Genomic DNA, 21,485 nt, shown 5'->3' on the forward strand with positions numbered 1-21,485 from the left:
ACCAGCACGTCGCCCCGCGCCTCGCCGGTGTTCAGCGCCCCGTTCGCAAGGTCCACCCGCACCCCCGCCGCCGCATCGGCGTGGCTGACAAGATCGCGCCCAAGACCCCCCTCCAGCCGGTCCGACCCCGCCCCCCCCAAAAGCGTGTCATCCCCCTCCCCGCCATAAAGCGCGTCGTTCCCCGCACCCCCCGACAGCCAGTCCGACCCGCCGCGACCCGTCAGCGTGTCGTTGCCCGCGCCACCGATCGCCCGGTCGGCCAGATCGGTTCCGGCAAAACTGTCCGCGAACGCGGTAAGGATAAATCCTTCGATCCCGAGGTAGGTGTCGCCCACCGCATCTCCGGTGGTCAGCGCCGCAGTGGTCAGGTCCAGGCGGATCGCGACCAGGTTGCTTTCATAGCTGGCAAAGTCGATGCCCGCACCGCCGTCCAGACGGTCGCCGCCTACGTCGCCCTGCAGCGTGTCGTTGCCTTCGCCACCGAAGAGCGAATCGTTGCCGAGACGCCCTTCGATGCGGTCGTTCCCTTCCATCCCGAAGATCTGGTTGGCCTGCGCATCGCCGCCGAGGGTGTCGTGGTAGCCCGAACCCTCCAGATCCTCGACCGCAAGGTAGATGTCGCCTGCCGCCTCGCCGGTGTTTCGATCGGGCTGGCCGAAATCGGCAATCAGGCCGACGACGGATTCGCGGTAGCTGATCCGGTCGCGGCCGATCCCGCCGTCCAGCAGGTCCGCGCCGGTGCCCCCCAGCAGCGAATCGTTGCCGAGGCCGCCGAAAAGACTGTCGGCCCCCGCGCCACCCGTCATCCGGTCATTGCCTTCCGCTCCATCGATGCGGTTGGACAGGCTATTGCCGGTCAACTGGTCCGAGAAGGCGGACCCGATGATCCCCTCGATCGAGACATAGGTCTGCCCGGCGGCAATGTTGGTGTTCTGGTTCAGGCTTTCCAGGTTCAGCCGCACTGCCGCGGTGGCCCGGGCCAGAACGATGGTGTCGAAGCCCGCGCCCCCCTCCACGGTGTCGGTTCCGGTCGATACCATGAACATGTCTTCGCCGGTGCCGCCCTGCAGGTAGTCCACCTGGTTGGTGCCGAAGATCAGGTTCTCGGGGTCGGGGCCCGAGGGCAGCGCGTGCCACAGGCTGATGACGTCCTTCAGCTGGAAGTTGACCGTTGGCAGTGGCTGGCCGTTCGGGGTCCGCAGCTCCAGCACTTCCTCCCCGTAGGAGATCGTCGCCCCCGTTGCGGTCGCGGTGATGGTCAGCGCGGCCAGCGAATGGATCGGGCCCCAGCCGGACAGGTCCAGCCGGTCGGTGCCCAGCTGGAAGTCCGCAATCACGTCAAGCACGCCATCGGCGGTCAGCACGAAGGTGTCGGCCCCCGCGCCACCGAAGAGCGTGTCCTGCCCCGCACCGTCGGCCAGGATGTCCGCGCCCTGCCCGCCCTCGATCCCTTCGTCCCCGTCGCCGCCCAGGATCATGTCCGATCCTGCGGTCCCCGAAAGGCTGGCAGCGACCGGGCTGCCGGTCTGGATCGGCGACAGAGTGCCGGGGTCAAGCTGAAGCCGGGTGATCCCCGTGCCCTCGCCGGTGACGAACAACTGGATCATTCCGTTCACCACCTGCGCGGTCATCGCGGTGATGTTGTCCAGCATCACGCCGGGGGTCTGCAGCATCTGCCCGCAGCTGACCAGGCGGCCGTCGGGCATCAGGGTCATCACGGTCAGCCCTTCGTCGCCGCCGCCCGCGATGACAAAGACCCGGTCCCCGACCGTGGCCGTGGCCAGGGCCTGCACCCCCTGAAAGCGGGTGTCCTGGGTGTCCACGACATGGTCCGCAACCCACATCGCACCGTCAGGCCCAATCCCCAGAACGCTGACCGAGGACGACCCGGCCGAGGCCACGACCATATAGGTTACCCCCGCCATCTCGACGACCTTCACGTCCGACGGATCGTTGATCCCCAGCCCGTTCGGCGCACCGATCATCCGCGGGTTGCCCAGCGCCCCGTTGGTCCCCACCGGGAAGGCGCGCACCACGTCCGCTTCCAGCGACAGGCTGATCAGGAACCGGTTGCCGCCCACCGTGACCGGCACCAGCGACGAGATGTCGACCCCGGTATGCGCCCCGTCCAGCACGCGCGTGCCGACCAGCGTCATTGTCCCGTTGGGCGCGACCGAATAGGCGTGGATTGTGCTTTCACCGGACCGGGCGGCGTAAAAGAAGGTCTGTCCCCCGACCTGCACCACGCTTTGCGCCGACAGGGCCCCCCACAGGCTGCCGGGCAGCTGCATCGGCGCAAGCAGCGCCCCGTCGCCGCCCAGGCCGTACGCCATCACGCCTGCCGTGCTGCCCCCGGTCACGACCAGATGCCGCACGCCGTTGATCGTCACCGTCTCCAGCACGGCCTCGGCCGGCAGGGACGACCCGGGCGCCAGGCTTTCCTGATCGACCAGCGTCATCGCGCCCGTCACATCCAGCGCCAGCACCCCACCCCCGGCGCGCGTCGCGGTGTAAAGCAGCACCCGGCCACCCTGCACCACCAGCTCCAGATCGGAGATGCCGGACACCATGTGCAATGGCGCCGCAGAAAATACCTCTACCACCTGAAAGTTGATCACTTTCGGCCCCAGTCACACACCCATGTACCCAGGGAGAAGACTGCGCTTGAAAGCGGTTACGGCAGGTGAAGCAATCTGGGCGCAATCGCGGCGTTTCCCCGCGATTTTCGGCAAAGCTGGCTAAAAGCCTTAGCGACCGACACCGACATAGGCCGTGAAACCGGCCTCGCGCACTTCTGCAGGGTCGTAGATGTTGCGCAGGTCAGCCATCTGCGGCGTGGCCATCTTGCGGGCCAGCTTTGCCAGGTCCAGACCGCGAAACTCGTTCCATTCGGTCAGCAGGACCACCAGATCGGCGTCATTGGCGGCCTGATAGGGGTTCTCGATCCATTTCACCCCCGGCAGCAAAGCCTCGCCCTCGTGGCGGCCTTGCGGGTCGCTGACCCGAACCTTGGCCCCCGCGCCGACCAGGGCCGGGATGATGGTCAGCGCGGGCGCGTCCCGCATGTCGTCGGTGTTCGGCTTGAAGGTCACGCCAAGGACCGCGATGGTCTTGTCGCGCAGGGTTCCGCCGCACAGATCGACGATCTTGTCGATCATCCGGCGCTTCACCTCCTCGTTGACCTTGATCACCGTCTCGACGATCTGCATGGGCGAGGCATGCTCCTGCCCGATCCGCGCCAATGCCTTGGTATCCTTGGGAAAACAGCTGCCGCCATAGCCCGGCCCGGCATGCAGGAACTTGTCGCCGATGCGCCCGTCCATGCCGATGCCCCGGGCCACCATCTTCACATCCGCGCCGACCTTTTCACACAGGGCCGCGATCTCGTTGATGAAGGTGATCTTGGTGGCCAGAAAGGCATTGGCCGCGTATTTGATCATCTCGGCGCTTTCCAGACCCGTGTAGACCATCGGGAATTCGCGCAGCGACAGCGGGCGGTACAGCTCGGCCATGACCTTGCGGCCGCGCGCCGTCTCGACCCCGACGATCACCCGGTCGGGGCGCATGAAATCGTCGATTGCCGCGCCCTCGCGCAGGAATTCGGGGTTCGAGACGACATCGAATTCCGCCGCCGGGTTCGCCGCCCGCAAGGCCACGGCCACCTTGCGGTTGGTGCCGACCGGCACCGTGGATTTCGTCACCACCGCCGCATATCCCGTCATCGCCCGACCGATGTCCGCCGCCGCTGCCATCACATAGCTCAGGTCGGCATGGCCGTCGCCGCGCCGGGTCGGAGTGCCGACGGCGATGAACACCGCCTCGGCCCCGGCCACGGCCGCGCCAAGATCCGTGGTAAAGGACAGGCGCCCCGCCGCCGCATTCTTCGCGATCAGCGCCTCCAGCCCCGGCTCGAAGATCGGCACCTCGCCCCGCGACAGACGCCCGATTTTGGTGGCATCCTTGTCGACGCAGGTGACCTCGTGGCCGAAGTCGGAAAAGCACGCGCCCGAGACAAGCCCGACATACCCCGTCCCCACCATCGCGATGCGCATCGTGCTGCCCTCTTGCCCAGGAAGCCTGTCTATGCAGGCATCCGACACCTGTCAAATCGGGCCCGCCCGCGACGGACGGACCCGACTGAAGATCAGGGACGTCCGGGCCTGGGAAAGCGGGCCCTGACCGCCGCCACGGCAGCCAGCCAGTCGTCCCGCGTCGCCTCCTCGCGCTGCCAGCGGAAAAACAGCGGGTCGGCTTCCACGGCCAGCGCCGCGCGAACCGCCTCGTCACGGTCCGCAAGCGCTGCCTGATAGGCGGCCTCGGCCACCGCAGCCAGCTCTTCGGCCGTCGGCTCTACCGCCACCGGGGCTGCCCGCACCACCCACTTGCCGCGCGCGGTGCGGCGATGGGTGGCCAGGAAGTCGACGGTCAGCCCCTCGACCGGCTCGCTCCCCTCGCGCGCAGCCTCGCCGATCCAGCCCGGAGTGCCGTCTTCTGTGAACAGGACATGCCAGGTCATCTCAGTAGTCCGTCTCGATATAGAGGCTCATGGTTGCAAAGCCGATGACCGACGACACGCCGCCCACGCTCATGTAGCTGTAGGGGTTGATCAAAGTCGTGGTCGTCGGCAGGTCCGTCGTCACCGTCCCGGTCGCAACCGCGCCCGAAACCAGGTTCGTCACCTCATAGGTCAGCGATTGGGTCGTGCCGGGACGCGCGAACATCGCGAGTTCGTAGACCGAGGTCAGGTCGGCATTCGGCTTGGCAAAGCCTGCGCCAAGATCAACCTTCGTCGCTGTCCCGGTCCCGTCGTTGTACATGAACTGGACGTTGGTATCGGCGCTGTCGTAGCCCATCCCGCAGATGTTGGTCTGGGTCGAGGGGTTGACGTCCGTCGGTGCCGCGGTCGAGTTGCGCATCCCCACAAAGGCCCGGTGCGAGGCGTTGGTGACGCCCGTCGCCGGCCCCCAGCGCCAGACCAGGTGGAACCCGCCCAAGCCCGCCGACGGCCCGCCGACGCTGAACTGCAGCGCCCCGCCCCGGATGCCAGCAACCGCCGTGGTCGAGGCCGTGGTGATGCGCCAGGACCGGCGGCGCATGTAGTTGTGCAGGTTGGTGGTCGCCACGTTCTCGCTTGTCGCCGTCCCGGTGGCCGAGATCACCAGCCCCATCTGGGTATCCGCGCCGCCGTTCCCTGCGGGGACGAAAAGTCCCATCTTGTTGCGGCCGAAGAACGGCTGCAACGATGTGTCCAGCCCCGAAGGCCCGATGATCGCTGGCAGGACGCGCCCGGCAACGTCGCGCCCGAACAGCTTGACCCCGCCCGCAGCCGGGGCCGTCGGCGTCGTGATCGCCGGCAGGCGCAGCTGGCCGCCTTCGATCTCGACATCCGCCGCGCCCGCAAAGCTGCCCGCGCTGTTGAACTGGATCTCGCCGCTCGAGCCGCCGGGGGAACCACCACCCCCGCCTGCCGGGGCAGCCCAGGTCCCGTCCGCCCGCAAGAAGTTGGTCGTCCCCCCACCCGAGGCGGGGGCCAACCCCTTCGCCGCGCTCGAGAATGTGTCCAGAAGCCCCGTCACCTGCGTCCCGGTCAGGTCCGCCGGGTCCGCTGCCGACCCCGTGGCGTTGCCCTTGATCGTCACGGCCGGCATGTTCGCCAGTTTCGCGTTCGTCACCGCGTCCGCGTCCACTGTCCAGGTCGCCCCCGACCCGCTGACCGTGATGTCCCCCTTGTCGCCATCGCTGACACCCCCCCCTCCGCCGGGAGGTGCCGCCCAGGTCCCGTCCGCCCGCAGGAAGTTCGCCGTCCCCCCGCCCGAGGCCGGGGCCAAGCCCTTCGCCGCGCTCGAGAATGTGTCCAGAAGGGCTGTCGCCTGCGTGCCCGTCAGGTCCTCTGGCGCACCGGTGCCCGCCGCGGCCCGGCCTTTCAGCGTGCCGGTCGCCACGGTCGCCAGCTTCGCATTGGTCAGCGTCCCCGCAGCGACCTGAGCGTCCACGAGCTGCGCCGCCACGATGGTGCCCGCGACCCGGCCCACGACCGAGTTCGTGCCCACCGCCAGGTCCGCCGGGTCTGCCGTGGCACCCGTGGCATTGGCCTTGATCGTGTTCGCCGCCATATCCGCGGCCTTGGTGTTGTCCACCGCGTTGGCCGCAATGGTCAGGGCCGTGCCGCCCGCGGTCTTCGTCACGTCCCCGGTGAAGGCACTGGTCCGGATCGAGCCAGCCCCGCTGAACTCGATCCCCCCGGTGACGGTGATCGCCTCCGGATCGCCCGTCCCGGCCGTGTCCCGGCCGATCAGGCTGTCGGTGGCAATATCCGCCAGCTTGGTGAACCCCACCGCATTCGCCGCGATGGTGGTGGCCCCGTCGGCGACCGAGGTCACGTCCCCCGAATGGTTCGGGTGGACATAGTTGTTCGCCCCCGCGGCGACCCCGTCCAGTTTCGTCTTGTCTGCCGCCGCCATGAAACCCGCGACCGAGGTCGTGGCCGCACTGTGCAACGCACCTCCCGCACGGGTCCCGTGTGCGGTATCGTCAAACCGGGCGGCAGGCAGAGTGCCAGCCGTCAGATCCGCCGCCGACCCACTTGTCGCCACCGCCGCCAGCCCCGTGATCGTCGCCGCAGCTTGCGTTCCCGTGTGGTTCGCCCGGTTCAAGAGGAACGCATCAGCCGCGTTCGAGGTCGCTCCGTCCGCCACGTTCAGGATCGTGCGCACCTGCGTCGCGGTCAGCGCCTCGGGGCTGCCCGTCCCGGCCGTCGCCCGACCCAGAATGGTGCTGGTCGCAAGGTCCGCCAGCTTGCCCAGCGTGACTGCACCGGCATCAATGGTCCAGACCGTTCCGGACCCAGAGACTGTGACATCGCCCTTGTCCCCGTCGCTGGTGCCGCCACCGGCCCCACCCACCACCTGGGTCGCCCCGGCGCTGCGCACCTTGACCTCTCCCGTCGTGGTGTTCAGCCACAACGTCCCGTCCAGCGGAGCCAAGGGGTCCGCCGCCTGCCCGCCCAGATGCACCGCCTGCGGCAGCGTCACCTCGCCCGTGGCCGCATCGGCCTCCAGCGCCGTGAAGAAGGTCGATCCGTCCGCGCTGACCTTGACGCTGAAGTCATCCGAACCAGCCGTGCCCATCTCTGCCCGACCGCTGAAACCGGTCTGGAACAGAAGGCTGGCCGTATCGCCCGCCACGGCCTTGTTCAGCTTCAGCTGATGACCGGACCCCGCATGGTTCAGCAGTGTCGCCGGGGACGAGACGGCCAGCCGGTTCGTCGCATCTGGGGTGGCCGAAACGCCCAGCTGCCCCACGGTAAACGGCCCGTCCGACAGCGCGATCCAGGTCAGCCCGTTGAAAAAGGCCATCTGGCTTTCGGCCATCACATAGGCCTGCCAGCCGTTGAGGGGCTGGGTGAACTGCCACCCCGCTTCGGTATAAAGCGCGATGCGGCCCGCCTGGCCGACCCAGGGCCCGGTCGCCCCGGCCGCCACGATATGGCGGTCGCCCAGCGTCGGCAGCGCCGGCGGCGTGGTCAGCGTCCGGTTGATCACCGCAAGCTGAACCATAAGGTCCAGCTGCACCAGAGCCTCGTTGTGGGTGACATGTTTCTGCGCCTGCGCCGGAAGGATCAGGGGCAGCGACAGTATCGTCGTTTCATCGGGCATCAGAACCTCCGCGGGATCGCCTTGGTCCGGGACCCTAGGGAAGCTTCCTTCACACCCGCTGATCAGACCGCGCGCTGGTCCCCTTTGGCCTGCAACACGCCAAGGGTGGGCGCATCGCCCACCCTACGCCCGTGCCTTGGTCCCCGGCGGCGATCCCCGCCTGAAGGCGTGCGGCACAAACCGATAAGCCCGCCACCCCGAAAGCGAACCCCGCCTCTCCGCGCCCCGCTTCCCTTGTGTCCGGACAGGCCAATGACGCGGTCCGGCCCGTAGGGTGGGCGATCCGCCCACCGCCCGCTCAGGGGTCCTCCACCAGCGCCGGAGCTGCCCGTCCCCGCCGCGCTTCCGCCCAGGTGTTCGCGCTGATTGCCAGGATGATCAGCGCGCCCCCCGCCAGCACCCAGGGCTCGACCGGCTCGCCAAAGGCAAGCAGGCCCAACAGCGCCGCCCAGATCAGCTGGAGGAACGTGATCGGCTGCGTCACCGCCAGCGGGGCCGCGCGAAACGCCTTCGCCATCGCGTAATGCCCCAGCGTCGCCAGCCCCGCCACAACGGCCAGCCAGGCGCATTGCTCCCAGCGCACCGGCTCCCACTGCGCCACCGCCAGCGGCAACAGCCCCACCGTAACCGTCACCGACAGCACCGCCACGATGCTCGAGGCCGGAGCCTCCCTGCTTAACCGTTTGGCGATGATGTAGCTCATCGAGAAGAACACCGTCGCCCCAAGCTGCGACAGATGCCCCAGCGACAACTCCCGCACTCCCGGCCGCAGCACGATCAGCCCGCCGGCGACCGCCACCAGCACCGCCACCACCCGCCGCGCCCCCAGGCCCTCGCCCAAGAGAAGGCCCCCGATCACCAGCACCATGACCGGCCCCAGAAAGGCAATCGCCGCCATTTCCGCCACCGGAACCCGGGCCATCGCATAGAACCACAGGACCACCGCGACGACATGCAGCGCCCCGCGGCCCAGGAACATGCGCCCGACGCCCGGGCCGAAGCGCATTCCCCGCATGGCCCACAAGGCTGGCAGCAGAAACAGCAGCCCAAAGCCGAACCGGATGAACGCCGACTGCGCCGCCGGAAGGTCGGTGCCAAGGTACCGGACGATCCCGTTCACCCCGACAAAGGACAGCCCGGCCCCCGCCATCCACAAGGCCCCCTCAAGGGGCCGCCCAAGATCCGTCACGTCTCGCATGGCCGGACAGAAGCCCAACGGCACGGCGAAGGCAACCGCCGAAACAAGCGTAGGGTGCGCTTCAGCGCACCGCACCTTCCCGCCCGCCGCGCCCTTCGCGAGAAACCGACCGCCGCCCGGGGCTCAGCCCTCAAAGGCCAGCCCCGCCGCGAGGACCCACATCGTCACCCCCACGCCGACCTCAAGCCAGACCCAGGCCGCGGGCCGTGCGAAGACCGGGGCCAGATGCCGCGCCCCGAAGCCCAGCGCCGTGAAGAAGCTCAAGGATGCACAGGCCGCCGCCACCCTGAACATCGCCTGATGCGGCGCATACTGGGCCGAGATCGACCCGATCAGCACCACCGTATCCAGATAGACATGCGGGTTGGCCCAGGTCAGCACCAGGCACGTCGCCATCACCTTTCCCAGCGGGGCCGACCCCACCTCGGTCGGCCGCAACGCCTCGCCGCCGCGCAACGCCGCCCGAAACCGCAATCCCCCATAGACCAGCAGGAACCCAACGCCCAGCCAGCGCATCGCTTCGCCGAACCAGGGCAGCGCGGCGCTCAGCGACCCGAACCCCGCCACCCCCGCCCCGATCAGGACCGCGTCCGAGACGGCGCAGACCGCCACCACCGCGCCCACATGCTCGCGCCGCAGACCCTGCCGCAGCACGAAGGCGTTCTGCGCCCCGATCGCCAGGATCAGGCTCAGCGCCACGACGTAGCCATTGACCGCCGCCTCAAGCACCGGACAGACCCCGCAACGCCGCCATCGCATCCTTGCGCCGATCCCACTGCACGAAAAGGTGGTCGTGGTGATAGCCGGCGATCACGTTGCAACTGATCCCCGCCTGCCCCAGCGCCCCCGCAAAGGCCGCCGTCAGGCCGACCGCCGCAAGGTCGGAGTGCACCGTCAGACTGATCCGCGCCCAGGGGTCCGACACCATGCCCGCCGCCTGCATCTTGTCCAGCGGGGCGACGACGGTCAGTCCCTCTGCCTCAGCAATCGCCGCGAAGGGCTGCAGCGGCAGAGTTTCCCCCGTCCAGACCGCATAGCCATAAGGCTCGGGATGCAGCACCGGCTCCATCGTCGCAAGCAGCACCGCCAGATCCGTCTCGCCCATCGTCCCCTCCCGCTTTGCCCTTGACCTATGGCGACCAGTCAGCAAACTCCAGTTAATCTTCCTGCCTTGGATTAAGCGCAGCTAATGCTGGACCCCGCCCAACTCGCCGCCCTTGCCGCCGTCCACAGGCGCGGAGCTTTCGACCTTGCGGCGGTCGAACTCCACGTCACCCCATCGGCCATCAGCCAGCGGATCAAGGCGCTGGAAGAGGCGACGGGCACCCTCCTCATCCGCCGCGGCCAACCCTGCACCGCCACCGACGCGGGCCTGCGGCTGATCCGGCATCATGACGAGATCGCACTTCTGGAACGCACCCTGGCCCAGGACCTGCCCGGCCTTGCCCCCGGCCCCGCAACGCTGCGCATTGCGGTGAACGCCGACAGTCTGGCCACCTGGGTCATCCCCGCGCTTGCGGCCACCACGGGGTTCCTCTTCGACCTGGTGATCGACGATCAGGATGTCAGCCAGGACTGGCTGCGAAGGGGCGAAGTCGTGGCCGCCATCACCGCGCACGCCGGTCCGCTGCAAGGCTGCGACACGGTGCCCTTGGGCGCGCTGCGCTACCGCGCCACAGCCTCACCCAGCTACCGGGACCACTGGTTTGCGCAAGGAGTGACCCCAGACGCGCTGACCCACGCCCCGGCGCTGACGTTTTCGGACAAGGACCAGCTTCAGACCCGCTGGGCCACGGCCCAAGGCCTTGCCCGCCCGGCGCTGCCGACGCACCGCATGGCCTCGTCCCAGGCTTTCGTCGATGCCTGCCTTGCGGGCCTGGCCTGGGGCATGAACCCCCAGCCGCTGATCGCCCCGCACCTTGCGTCGGGCGCGCTGGTCGAGTTGATCCTCGACACCCCCCTGGACATCGCGCTCCACTGGCAGTTCACCCGCCTGGCCGCCCCGGCGCTGGCCCCGGTGACCCAGGCGATCCGCCGGGCCGCGCGGCAAAGCCTGGTGCAATAGAAAACGGGGGCGGCTTGCGCCACCCCCGTTCCCTGGTCCCCGAAGGGATAAGGCTTACGCCAGAGCCAGGTTCACAGCCGATTCACGGCCGTTGCGATCCTGCTCGATGTCATAGGTCACGGCCTGCCCATCGGGCAGCGAGCGGATGCCCGCACGCTCAAGCGCGGTCACGTGGACGAAAACGTCCTTGGAACCGCCTGCGGGCGCGATGAAGCCGAAGCCTTTGGTGGCGTTGAACCATTTCACGGTGCCATTGGCCATCGTGATGTCTCCTGTCATGTATGCCACCCGCAGCGTGCGGTGGCCTGGCCTAGTGTCGTCACGATCGAAGCTGAAGGCCGAAGCAGACAGTAGAACGAAAGAGAAGAAGCTATTGCCCCCTGCACATGCGCCCTTTCGGCGCAAAAAGCAAGGGGCAGCAAAGAATTAAAGCTGCGCGGCCACGTCTTCGGGCACGTCGAAGTTGTGCGTCACGGTCTGGACGTCGTCGTCCTCTTCCAGAAGGTCGATCAGGCGCATCAGCTTTTGCGCGGTGTCCAGATCGACCTCGGTCCGGCTTTGCGGCCGCCAGACCAGCTTCGACTCCGTCGATTCCCCCAGCGCCTTTTCCAGCGCGTCCGAGACTTCGGACAGGTTTTCCACCTGGCAATAGACCCAGTGGCCGTCCTCGTCCGATTCGACATCGTCGGCGCCGGCGTCCAGCGCCGCCATCATCACGTCATCGGCCGAGCCGACGGAGGCGGGATAGCTGATCTCGCCCACCCGATCAAACGAGTGCGCGACCGAGCCCGTGGTGCCCAGGTTGCCGCCGCACTTGCTGAAGTAGGACCGCACGTTCGACGCGGTGCGATTGACGTTGTCGGTCATCGTCTCGACGATCACCGCGATCCCGTTCACGCCGTAGCCTTCATAGCGGATCTCGGTGTAGTCCGCCCCGTCGCCCATCTGCGATTTCTTGATCGCGCGGTCGATCACGTCCTTTGGCATCGACAGCGCCTTGGCCGCCTTGATCGCCAGCCGCAAGCGCGGGTTCATGTCGGGGTCAGGCATCCCCATCTTGGCCGCGACGGTGATTTCCTTCGACAGCTTGGAAAACATTTTCGAGCGCAGCTTGTCCTGCTTGCCCTTGCGATGCTGGATGTTCGCCCATTTCGAATGGCCTGCCATTTGGCCTTACCTCGGTCCCATTTCGGTGATGGCGTCCATTACACCGCCGGGCCGCTCAAGAGCAACCCCCGCGCCCCGAAACGCTCCTCGGTGACTTCGTCCCTCGTCGCAGGGCGCCCCTGCGAGGAGAAGTCGAAGACGCACGACGAGCCGCGTCTCAGTCGTCCGACAGGTCCGCAGGGGGCGGCGTGACGAAGACATGGTCGCGTCCGGTGGCGTCGGTAATCACCACCTCGGCCATCGGCGGGACCGCGCCTTCCGCCCCCAGCGCCTCGGTCAGGCCGGTGAAAAGCTGGCGCAGGATGTTCGGGTTCTCGACCACCTCGACCGCATAGCCAAAGCCCGCACCGCAATCGTCGAACCGCCCCGCTCCGCCCGCCTCGGCCCAGCGCGCCCGACAGGTCGTCCCGTCCGACAGGGTCAGCGTCAGGGTGTCCGCCGACAGCCGCGCGGCCTGCGGCACCGGGTTCGCCTGCAACCCGGCGCACCCGCCAAGGGCCAGAACCAGCAGCAGCTTGCGCATGTCAGTCTCCTGTATAAGCCGGATCACAGCGGCCAGATCAGCGGGATCAGCGCGCAGACCACCAGCATGGTGATGATGTTCAAGGGCAACCCGACCTTGGTGAAATCGCTGAAGCGATACCCGCCCGGCCCGTAGACCATCATGTTGGTCTGATACCCGACCGGAGTGGCAAAGGCGAGCGTGGCCGAGAACATCACCGCCACCACAAAGGGCCGCGGGTCATGGCCCAGCGTCTGGGCCAGTTCGATGGCGACCGGAGTGTAGATCACCGCCACCGCGTTGTTCGACAGGAACTCGGTCAGCACCAGCCCGATGAAATAGACCGCCAGGATCAGCATGAACGGCCCCAGCCCCTCCAGCCAGGGGGCGACGCCGGTCACGATCATCCCGACCGCGCCGGACTGGTCCAGCCCTTCGCCCACGGCCAGCATGGCGAAGATCATCGCCAGCAAGCGCCCGTCGACGAAGGAAAATGCCTCGTCGCTGTCCACGCATTGCGTGATCAGGATCACCGCCACCGCCAGCAAGGCCAAAGGCAGGATTGGTGCCAGGTCCAGCGCCGACAGCACAACGATCAGCGCCAGCGCGGCCAGCGCGATGGGGGCCTTCGCGCGCCGGAACGCCATCACCCTGGGCCGGTTCACGTCGACCAGGTCCATGTCCGCCGCAAGACGCTGTATATCCTCGACCGTGCCTTCCAGAAGCAGAGTGTCTCCGACCCGCACGATCAGGTCGTCAAGCTGCCGACCGATGTTCTGGTTCCGCCGGTGCACCGCCAGCACATAGACGCCATAGCGCCGCCGCAGCCGCAGGTCGCCCAGCCGGTTGCCCTCCATCCGGCAGCCGGGGCCGATCAGGACTTCCACCGTCTCGGTCTTGACCGACGACAGCTTGTCGACCAGATGCACGTCCTTGCGCGCATGCAGGCCCATAAGCTCGGTCATCTCGGTGCGCAGGACGACGCGGTCCCCCGCCTGCAACGTCACCGGACCCAGGTCACGCCGCAAGCTGGCATCGCCGCGCAGGACGTCGATCACCCGCACGCCGTCGCGCTTGAAGATGTCGATGTCCAGCACCGGCTGGCCGATCAGCTGGCTTTCCTCGGGCACCGCCACCTCGGTGAAGAACTTCATCTTCCGCCGGTCGTTCAGAAGGACGCCCATCGACTGCCGCACCGGCAAAAGCCGGTCGCCGAAAAGCATCAGGAACACCCCGCCCGCGATGGTCACCGCGATGCCCAGGGGCGCGATCTCGAACATGCTGAAATGCTCCAGCCCCTGCTTCACCGCCACCCCGTCCACCAGGATATTGGTCGAGGTCCCGATCAGCGTGATCATCCCTCCCAGCACGGTCATGTAGCTAAGCGGGATCAACAGCTTTGACGGAGCCGTTCCGATCTTCATCGCCAGCTGGATCACCACCGGGATCATCACCGCGACAAGCGGCGTGTTGTTCATGAAGGCCGAGGCCACCGCAATCGACCCGATCAGCACCACGATGACAGTCTTCGGCCGATCTCCGGCATGACGGGTGACAGCGGTCACGACTGCCTCGACCGCGCCCGTCCGCACCATCCCGCCCATCACCAGGAACATCAGTGCGATGGTCCAGGGCGCGGGGTTCGACAGGACCGAGGTCGCTTCCTTCACCGGCAGGATGCCCAGCACCATCATCGCCGCCGCCGCCCCGATGGCCGTGACCTCGACCGGCGTCCGCTCCAGCACGAACAGGACGAACATCACCACCAGGATCGCCAGTGCGACCCAGGGCTGGAACTCGGCCGGGATGGACAGTCCGAACATCAGACCGCCTCCCGCCGTGCCCGCTCGCGCGGTTGAACCAGCGCGACACCGGCCAGCATCACCGCAAGTGCCACCCACACTGTGGCCGAAGGCCGCTCACCCAGAAGGACCATCGCCCACAGCATCCCGGCCGCCGTCACCAGGTAGCTTGACTGCGCCGCAAAGACCGCCCCCGCCGTCGCCGCCAGCCAGACATAGCTTGCGTACAACAGCGCATGCAGCGCCGAGGACAGCGCCAGCGCCAGATCATCCCGGCCCAGAGGCCAGGGCGAATAACTCTGGTCCATCGCCAGCATCAGCGGCGCGCACAGGATCAGGCCCATCAGACTTGCCCCCAGCATCGCCTGCAGGGCATCCATCCCCAGCGTGCCGCGATGGGCCACGTAAGTCGCCTCCATCGCATAGAACAAGGGCCCGACCATCGCCACCGGCAGCCACGCGACCAGCGCCGCATCCGGCAGCGCCGCCCCCGGTGCCGCCAAAAGCCCCACGCCCAGAAGCCCCATCGCCAGCCCGACCAGCCGCAAAGCCGAGAACCGGTCCATCCCCAGCGCCAGCGCCATCGGAAAGGCCAGCATCGGGATCATCGCGATGATGATCGACATGACACCCGAGGGCAGATGCGCGACCGAAGCATAGAAGGTCCCGTTCGGGATGATCGTCCCCAGGACCGCCACCACGACATAGAACCGCAGCGCCGCCGGGGTCAGCTTCATTCCCTTCCGCCTCACCAGCGCGATCGCGCCCAGGACGGCAACCATCACCACCTGCTGCCAGAAGATCAGCCCGAACGGCCCGTGCCCCGTCTCCGTGGCGATCTTCCCCAAAGGATGCGTGGACCCCCAGCCGATGCCCAGCCACAGCAGCACGCCGACGAAGAACCAGCGCCCCGGCTTGCTGCCAGGCACTGGCGCCACCTCTGCCACCGCACTCATGGCACCGACTCCTGCAGCTTGCCACCGACGCGGATCATCCGCACCTTCTGCGCCAGCCCCGTCTTGTCGTCGGTCTCGACATAGACCCCGGAAAGCGTCGCCTCGCCATTCGCAGGCTCGAACCGCCCCTTCGCCATGCCCGTCAGAAAGCGGCGCAAAGGCTCCAGCTTCTCCATCCCGATGACACTGTCATAATCGCCGCACATGCCCGCGTCGGACTGATAGGCCGTGCCCTTGCCCAGGATCATCGTGTCGGATGTCGGCACATGCGTATGCGTCCCCACCACCAGGCTCGCCATCCCGTCACACCAATGCCCCATCCCCATCTTCTCGGACGTCGCCTCGGCATGGAAATCGACCACCGCCGCCTGCACCACACCGCCCAGCGTGTGCTGCTTCAGCACTGTCTCCAAGGCGCTGAACGGATCATCGAAGGGCCGCTTCATGAACACCTGGCCCAAGGCCTGGGTCACCAGCACCTTGCGCCCCTGCGTCGCCTCGAACACCCGGAACCCCCGCCCCGGCGCGACCTTCGAGAAGTTCAAGGGCCGCACGATCCGTGGCTCCTGCTCGATGAAACTCAGCATGTCCTTCTGGTCAAAGGCATGGTCGCCCAGCGTCAGGCAATCCGCCCCCGCCGCGAGCAATTCCTTCGCATGGTCGCCGGTCAGCCCGGCCCCCTGACTTGCATTCTCGCCGTTCACCACGACGAAATCCAAACCCCAGGCCGCCCGAAGCCCCGGCAGCCGCTCCGTCACCGCCGCCCGGCCCGACCGGCCCACGACATCGCCCAGGAACAAAATTCTCATGTCCCCCGGATTAGGCGGGGGGCGGGGGCCGGGCAAGCGTAATGACACGAGCCCCGCGGAAAAAGCGCCGCAGTTCCAGCCGCCCCCCGCGCGACGGAACAACCGCCTGCAGAGAGGATCGTTCTCCGAAAATCCTCCGTCAGAGCAAATCCTTCTCCTACGCCTCGCGATTCGCGCCGGCCAGACGCTGCCCCATGCATCGCGCCGCCCCGGTAGGATGCGAAACATGACGCAGCCTACGCTTGCTTGCGATCGCTTAGACGCTTTTCATCTTGTAATGCTTCATCATCCGCAGACCCGCCTTGGCGATCACGTCTTGCAGTCCGTCCGATAGGCAGAATTCTGGCCGGTCGAGATTTCGTTCGCGCCAGAGATGTAGGCCGACAGTCGCTTCGGATGACATCGCGGACCCCGCGAACGCCTTCTTCTCGTCATGGACGGTGTAATCGCCGGGCTTACCGTACCAGGCGCCGTCTGTGCTCAGTTCTGGCCGGAAACTGTCCCGGAATTGGCCGATCAGCAGGACATGATAGGGCACCGGATAATCCTTGCCGCGCGGCATGGTGATCCGGATCGGGCGGAAATCATGAACTCCCGGCTCAATCGCCTCGATCAGCGCTTTCAGGCGCTCATCCACTGCCAAGAATCCGTCGATCTCGATCAGTGAGCCCAGCTTGTCGTGGGTCTTGGCGGTCCGGTATTCCTCCGGCCATTCATGCGGCAGAGGTCGTTCAACCCGTAGGCCATCAGGCATCAGATCGCCGAGTTCATACAGGAATTTCCGAAGAACGCCGGAACGATAAAAGGAAGCTCTCGGCATATGGGCCTTTAGCGGACCATCAGCCAGCTCTTTGTGATAGTAGGCATCTAGCCGCTCCTCCCAGCCGACGAAATTGCCCTCCGGCCGAAAGTCGCCAAAACTGGATGGTACCACCACTCCCCAAACCATCTCATCTCTCCTTTTCCGCTGCCGCCCGCACCACCGGCATGCTTCCGCCCCAGCCAAAACACCCGTCAATTCTTGCCAGAATCCTAATGCCCACGCGTAACACGTTGCAACCAAACAGCTTCGCCGCTTTGTCCACCGTGGACACCCCCCCTTGGCTCGACCCAATCTTCCCACATACCGCCAAGCCTCCTACCGCAGGCCCACCCCATTCCCCGCCGGCATCCTTCCCCACCCCGCCCCGGCACACTATCTCTAGCCCATGACCACCCTCCCCCCGCCCTTTCCGACTGGTTCGCCGCCAAGGGCTGGACCCTCCACCCCCACCAGCTTGACATGCTGGCCCGGGCCACCGACCCTGCCACCCTCCTCATCGCCCCGACCGGGGGCGGCAAGACCCTCGCCGGCTTCCTGCCCACCCTCGCCGAGCTTGGGCCGAACCCCGCACCCGGCCTCCACACCCTCTACGTCTCGCCCCTGAAAGCCCTCACCGCCGACATCCGCCGCAATCTCGGCACCCCCATCGAGGGCGCGGGCCTGAAAATCCGGGTCGAGGATCGCACCGGCGACACCACCTACACCCAGCGCCGCCGCCAACGCGCCGACCCGCCCCACATCCTTTTGACCACGCCCGAGTCGCTCGCTCTCCTCCTCAGCTACGAAGACGCCCCCCGCATCTTCGCCGGGCTGCAACGCGTCATCATCGACGAAATCCACGCCCTCGCCGAATCCAAACGTGGCGACCAGCTCGTCCTCCAGATCGCCCGCCTGCAATCCCTGAACCCGAACCTCCGCCGCATCGGCCTGTCCGCCACGGTCGAGAACCCCCCGGCGCTCGCCCGCTTCCTCGCGTCGCAAACCACCATCCTCGAAGCCGACCCCGGCCCCGACATCCAGATGCTGGACACCGAGGCTCCGCCCCCCTGGTCCGGCGGCGGCGGCCGCTACGCCATCCCCGCCATCCTGAACGAGGTGACCCGGCACCGAACCACCCTCATCTTCCACAACACCCGCGCCCAGGCCGAGCTTTTCTTCCACGACCTCTGGCTGCAAAACACCGAAGACCTGCCCATCGGAATCCATCACGGCTCCCTCTCCCGCGAACAGCGCGAGCGTGTCGAACACGCCATGACCGCCGGAGCCCTGAGGGCCGTCGTCTGCACCGGCTCCCTCGACCTCGGCATCGACTGGGGCGACGTCGACCTCGTGATCCAGGTCGGCGCACCGAAAAACGTCAAACGCCTCGTCCAGCGCATCGGCCGCGCCAACCACCGCTACAACGCGCCGTCGAAGGCCCTCCTCGTCCCCGCCAACCGCTTCGAAGTCGTCGAATGCCAGGCCGCCCTCGACGCCGTCAAAGCCCACAGCCTCGACGGCGAACCGCGCGGCCCGGGGCCGAGGGATGTCCTCTGCCAGCACATCCTCGCCACCGCCTGCGCCGGCCCCTTCGACGCGGATGACCTTTACAACGAAGTCATCACCGCCGGCCCTTACACGGGTCTCACGAAACCGGAATTCGACGCCTGCCTCGATTTCGTCGCGACCGGAGGCTACGCTCTCAAAGCCTACGACCGCTGGCAGCGCCTCAAATTCACTCAGGGCAAATGGCACCTCCGCGACCCCCGCGCCGCCGCGCTGATCCGCCAGAACCTCGGTACGATCATCGACATCGAAACCCTCAAGGTCCGCCTGCGCGGCCACGGCGCGCCCTTGGGCGAGGTCGAGGAATCCTTCGCCGCCACCCTCACCCCCGGCGACACCTTCCTGATCGGCGGCCAGATCGTCCGCTACGAAGGCCTGCGGGAAATGACCGTGGAGGTCTCGAAATCCCCCGGCCGCGACCCGAAAGTGGCTGTCTTCAACGGCACCAAATTCGCCACCTCCACCCTCCTCGCCGACCGCATCCTGGATATCTTCCAACAGGACAGCTGGCCCGACCTTCCCGCACACACCGCCCAGTGGCTCAGCCTCCAACGTCAGGTCTCCCGCCTCCCCGACCCCCACTCCCTCCTGCTCGAAAGCTTCCCCCACGACGGCCGCGAACACCTGGTGGTCTACGGCTTTGCCGGCCGCAACGCCCAGCAGACCCTCGGCCTCCTCGTCACCAAACAGATGGAACAACAAGGCCTTGCCCCCTTGGGCTTCGTCGCCACCGACTACGCCACCCTGATCTGGGGCCTCGACCCCGTCACCGACCCCGCCCCCCTCTTCGACGTCGAGACCCTCCGCGACGGCCTCGACACCTGGCTCTCCGGAAACGCGGTGATGAAGCGCACCTTCCGCGCGACCGCCATCATCGCGGGCCTGATCGAACGCAGCCACCAGGGCCGCCGCAAGACCGGCCGCCAGGCGACCTTCTCAACGGACATCCTCTACGACACACTCCGCAAGTATGACCCCGACCACCTCCTCCTGCAGATCACCCGCGAAGAGGCCCTCCGCGGCCTGATCGACTTCTCCCGCATCGAGGCCATGCTCGCCCGCATCCAGGGTCGCATCGACCTGAAACGCCGCCCCCGTGTCACCCCCCTCGCCGCCCCCCTCTTTTTTGAGCCGGGCCGCATCCCCGTCCATGGCGAAGCCCGCGACCGCCTTGCCTCCGCCCAGGCGCAGGCCCTGATGGAAGCCGCCGGTCTCACCTGAGCCTTTCACATTTGCCCAAATATCCCCGCCAGAGGCACTCTGAGGCAAGCGGCGCAGTCCGCGCAGCCGAGGCAAGGACTCCGTGCGAAGCACTCAATTCAATCACCGCCCCTTGCCGCAGACGCACCGCCGGGGCATGCAGCACCCCATGCACCACGCGCTCTTCTTCCATGGCGAAACGCTGCACCTGATGCCCTCCGGCGCGCTTCACTGGCCCGCCCGAAAGACGCTCACCGTCTCCGACCTGCACCTGGGCAAATCCGAACGCCTCGCCCGCCGCGGCGGCACGCTCCTGCCCCCCTACGAGACGCAAGCCACGCTGGAAAAACTCGACCGCGACCTCGAACGGACCCAGGCCGAGACCGTGATCTGCCTCGGCGACAGCTTCGACGACCTGGCGGCGCTGGACGGGATCGAGGAACCCTCCCGCCTCTGGCTCACCCGCCTGATGGCAGGTCGCGACTGGACCTGGATCACCGGCAACCACGACCCCGGCCCGATCAACCTCGGCGGCACCCACCGGGCCGAGCTGAAGCTTCGTCCCCTCACCTTCCGCCACATCGCCGAGCCGGCGGAACGCGCCGAGATCTCCGGCCACTACCACCCCAAGGCCCGCCTCGCCGGACAATCGAAGCCCTGCTTCCTGGCCGACGCCGCCCGCCTCGTCCTGCCCGCTTACGGCGTCTACACCGGCGGCCTCAGGTGCGAGGACCCCGTCCTCACCGCCCTCATGGCAAAGGACGCGCTGGCCATCCTCATTGGCCCGCGCGTCCTTGCAATTCCGATGCCCAGATAGCGCGCGGGTAGGGTGGGCGATATCGCCCACCCTACGCCTGCACTCACGCCGTCAGCCCCTCCGGCTCGGCCAACCCGTTCGCCCGGCAGCAGGCCGTCAGCGTGTTCGCCAGAAGGCAGGCGATGGTCATCGGCCCCACCCCCCCTGGCACCGGAGTAATCGCCCCCGCCACTGCCGCCGCACTTTCATAATGCACGTCGCCCACCAGCTTGCCCTTGCCGTCGCGCTCGATCCGGTTGATGCCGACGTCGATCACCGTCGCCCCCGGCTTCACCATGTCGCCCGTGATCATCTCGGGCCGGCCCACCGCCGCCACCAGGATGTCCGCGCGGCGGCAAACCTCGGCCAGATCCTTGGTCCGGCTGTGCGCGATGGTCACCGTGCAGCTGTCCCCCAGCAGAAGTTGCGCCATCGGCTTGCCCACGATGTTCGACCGCCCCACCACCACTGCGTTCAACCCGGCCAGCTTGCCATGATGATCCCGCAGCATCATCAGGCAGCCCAGCGGCGTGCAGGGGACCATTGACTTCTGCCCGGTCCCCAACAGGCCAACGTTCGAAATGTGAAACCCGTCGACATCCTTCGCCGGATCGATCCGGTTTATCACCAGCTCGGAATTCAGATGCCCCGGCAGCGGCAATTGCACCAGAATCCCATGCACCGCCGGGTCCGCGTTCAGCGTGTCGATCAGCGCTAGCAGTTCAGCCTCGCCGGTCGAGGCATCCAGCCGATGTTCGAAAGAGGACATTCCGACCTCGATGGTCGAGGCATGCTTGTTCTTCACATAGACCTTCGACGCCGGGTCCTCGCCCACAAGCACAACGGCCAGACCCGGCGTCAGCCCGTTCTCTTCCTTCAACCGCGCCACATGCGCCGCGACCTGGGCCCGCACCCCCGCCGCAAAGGCCTTGCCGTCGATCACCTTGGCCGTCATTCCGTATCCTCC

General features: G+C 67.2%; 18 protein-coding genes. 3 read left to right on the forward strand and 15 right to left on the reverse strand.

Features of this window, described 5'->3' with window-relative positions:
- The 7 genes from U1E69_RS04510 to U1E69_RS04540 all read right to left on the reverse strand — a co-directional run.
- A partial coding sequence (locus U1E69_RS04510) for a calcium-binding protein (RefSeq protein ID WP_322243152.1) occupies positions 1–2,567 on the reverse strand: 2,567 nt, incomplete at its 3' end.
- A 180-nt stretch (positions 2,568–2,747) separates the two neighbouring features.
- Entirely contained in the window at positions 2,748–4,052 is a 1,305-nt protein-coding gene (locus U1E69_RS04515) for a UDP-glucose/GDP-mannose dehydrogenase family protein (RefSeq protein WP_322243153.1), read from the reverse strand.
- A gap of 92 nt (positions 4,053–4,144) precedes the next feature.
- A complete protein-coding gene (locus tag U1E69_RS04520) occupies positions 4,145–4,516 on the reverse strand; it encodes a hypothetical protein (protein ID WP_322243155.1) in 372 nt (123 codons plus the stop codon).
- 1 nt (position 4,517) lies between these two features.
- Positions 4,518–7,655 carry a DUF2793 domain-containing protein gene (locus U1E69_RS04525; RefSeq protein WP_322243156.1) on the reverse strand — a complete coding sequence of 1,046 codons (3,138 nt, stop codon included), beginning with the start codon at positions 7,653–7,655 and terminating at the stop codon, positions 4,518–4,520.
- 298 nt (positions 7,656–7,953) lie between these two features.
- Positions 7,954–8,853: a DMT family transporter gene (locus tag U1E69_RS04530; protein WP_322243158.1), complete on the reverse strand. Its 900-nt coding sequence runs from the start codon at positions 8,851–8,853 to the stop codon at positions 7,954–7,956.
- Positions 8,854–8,976: 123 nt separating this feature from the next.
- Positions 8,977–9,582 (reverse strand): LysE/ArgO family amino acid transporter, encoded by a 606-nt coding sequence (locus U1E69_RS04535; protein WP_322243159.1) that lies wholly within the window; start codon positions 9,580–9,582, stop codon positions 8,977–8,979.
- Positions 9,575–9,958 carry an ACT domain-containing protein gene (locus U1E69_RS04540; protein ID WP_322243160.1) on the reverse strand — a complete coding sequence of 128 codons (384 nt, stop codon included), beginning with the start codon at positions 9,956–9,958 and terminating at the stop codon, positions 9,575–9,577. Before U1E69_RS04540 ends, U1E69_RS04535 begins: the two co-directional genes overlap by 8 nt.
- 84 nt (positions 9,959–10,042) lie before the next feature.
- On the opposite strand from U1E69_RS04540, the gene U1E69_RS04545 reads away from it, so the two are divergent.
- A complete protein-coding gene (locus tag U1E69_RS04545) occupies positions 10,043–10,918 on the forward strand; it encodes a LysR family transcriptional regulator ArgP (RefSeq protein WP_322243161.1) in 876 nt (291 codons plus the stop codon).
- 54 nt (positions 10,919–10,972) lie between these two features.
- On the opposite strand, the gene U1E69_RS04550 is transcribed toward U1E69_RS04545, so the two are convergent.
- From U1E69_RS04550 to U1E69_RS04580, 7 genes are all read right to left on the reverse strand, one after another.
- Positions 10,973–11,179, reverse strand: a complete 207-nt coding sequence (locus U1E69_RS04550) for a cold-shock protein (protein WP_103258861.1) — start codon at positions 11,177–11,179, stop codon at positions 10,973–10,975.
- 165 nt (positions 11,180–11,344) lie between these two features.
- On the reverse strand, positions 11,345–12,085 hold the full coding sequence (locus U1E69_RS04555) for a YebC/PmpR family DNA-binding transcriptional regulator (RefSeq protein WP_322243163.1): 741 nt from the start codon (positions 12,083–12,085) through the stop codon (positions 11,345–11,347).
- 157 nt (positions 12,086–12,242) lie between these two features.
- Positions 12,243–12,608 carry a hypothetical protein gene (locus U1E69_RS04560; RefSeq protein ID WP_322243164.1) on the reverse strand — a complete coding sequence of 122 codons (366 nt, stop codon included), beginning with the start codon at positions 12,606–12,608 and terminating at the stop codon, positions 12,243–12,245.
- A gap of 23 nt (positions 12,609–12,631) precedes the next feature.
- A complete protein-coding gene (locus U1E69_RS04565) occupies positions 12,632–14,410 on the reverse strand; it encodes an SLC13 family permease (protein ID WP_322243165.1) in 1,779 nt (592 codons plus the stop codon).
- Complete coding sequence (locus U1E69_RS04570) at positions 14,410–15,345, reverse strand: DMT family transporter (protein ID WP_322243166.1); 936 nt, start codon at positions 15,343–15,345, stop codon at positions 14,410–14,412. Before U1E69_RS04570 ends, U1E69_RS04565 begins: the two co-directional genes overlap by 1 nt.
- The gene (locus U1E69_RS04575; RefSeq protein WP_322243167.1) at positions 15,342–16,154 is read right to left on the reverse strand and encodes a TIGR00282 family metallophosphoesterase; all 813 of its coding nucleotides are present in this window, start codon (positions 16,152–16,154) and stop codon (positions 15,342–15,344) included. Before U1E69_RS04575 ends, U1E69_RS04570 begins: the two co-directional genes overlap by 4 nt.
- Before the next feature lie 256 nt (positions 16,155–16,410).
- The gene (locus U1E69_RS04580) at positions 16,411–17,103 is read right to left on the reverse strand and encodes an imm11 family protein (RefSeq protein ID WP_322243168.1); all 693 of its coding nucleotides are present in this window, start codon (positions 17,101–17,103) and stop codon (positions 16,411–16,413) included.
- 333 nt (positions 17,104–17,436) lie between these two features.
- On the opposite strand from U1E69_RS04580, the gene U1E69_RS04585 reads away from it, so the two are divergent.
- Together U1E69_RS04585 and pdeM are read left to right on the forward strand one after the other, a co-directional pair.
- Positions 17,437–19,743, forward strand: coding sequence for a ligase-associated DNA damage response DEXH box helicase (locus U1E69_RS04585; RefSeq protein ID WP_322243170.1), 2,307 nt, complete (start codon positions 17,437–17,439; stop codon positions 19,741–19,743).
- Between the two features lie 148 nt (positions 19,744–19,891).
- Positions 19,892–20,539, forward strand: coding sequence for a ligase-associated DNA damage response endonuclease PdeM (pdeM, locus tag U1E69_RS04590; RefSeq protein WP_322243172.1), 648 nt, complete (start codon positions 19,892–19,894; stop codon positions 20,537–20,539).
- A gap of 43 nt (positions 20,540–20,582) precedes the next feature.
- On the opposite strand, the gene folD is transcribed toward pdeM, so the two are convergent.
- Complete coding sequence (gene folD, locus U1E69_RS04595; protein ID WP_322243173.1) at positions 20,583–21,473, reverse strand: bifunctional methylenetetrahydrofolate dehydrogenase/methenyltetrahydrofolate cyclohydrolase FolD; 891 nt, start codon at positions 21,471–21,473, stop codon at positions 20,583–20,585.
- Positions 21,474–21,485: the final 12 nt, after the last annotated feature.

Source organism: Tabrizicola sp. (genome assembly GCF_034366665.1).
In the GTDB taxonomy this organism is placed as follows: Bacteria; Pseudomonadota; Alphaproteobacteria; order Rhodobacterales; family Rhodobacteraceae; genus Tabrizicola.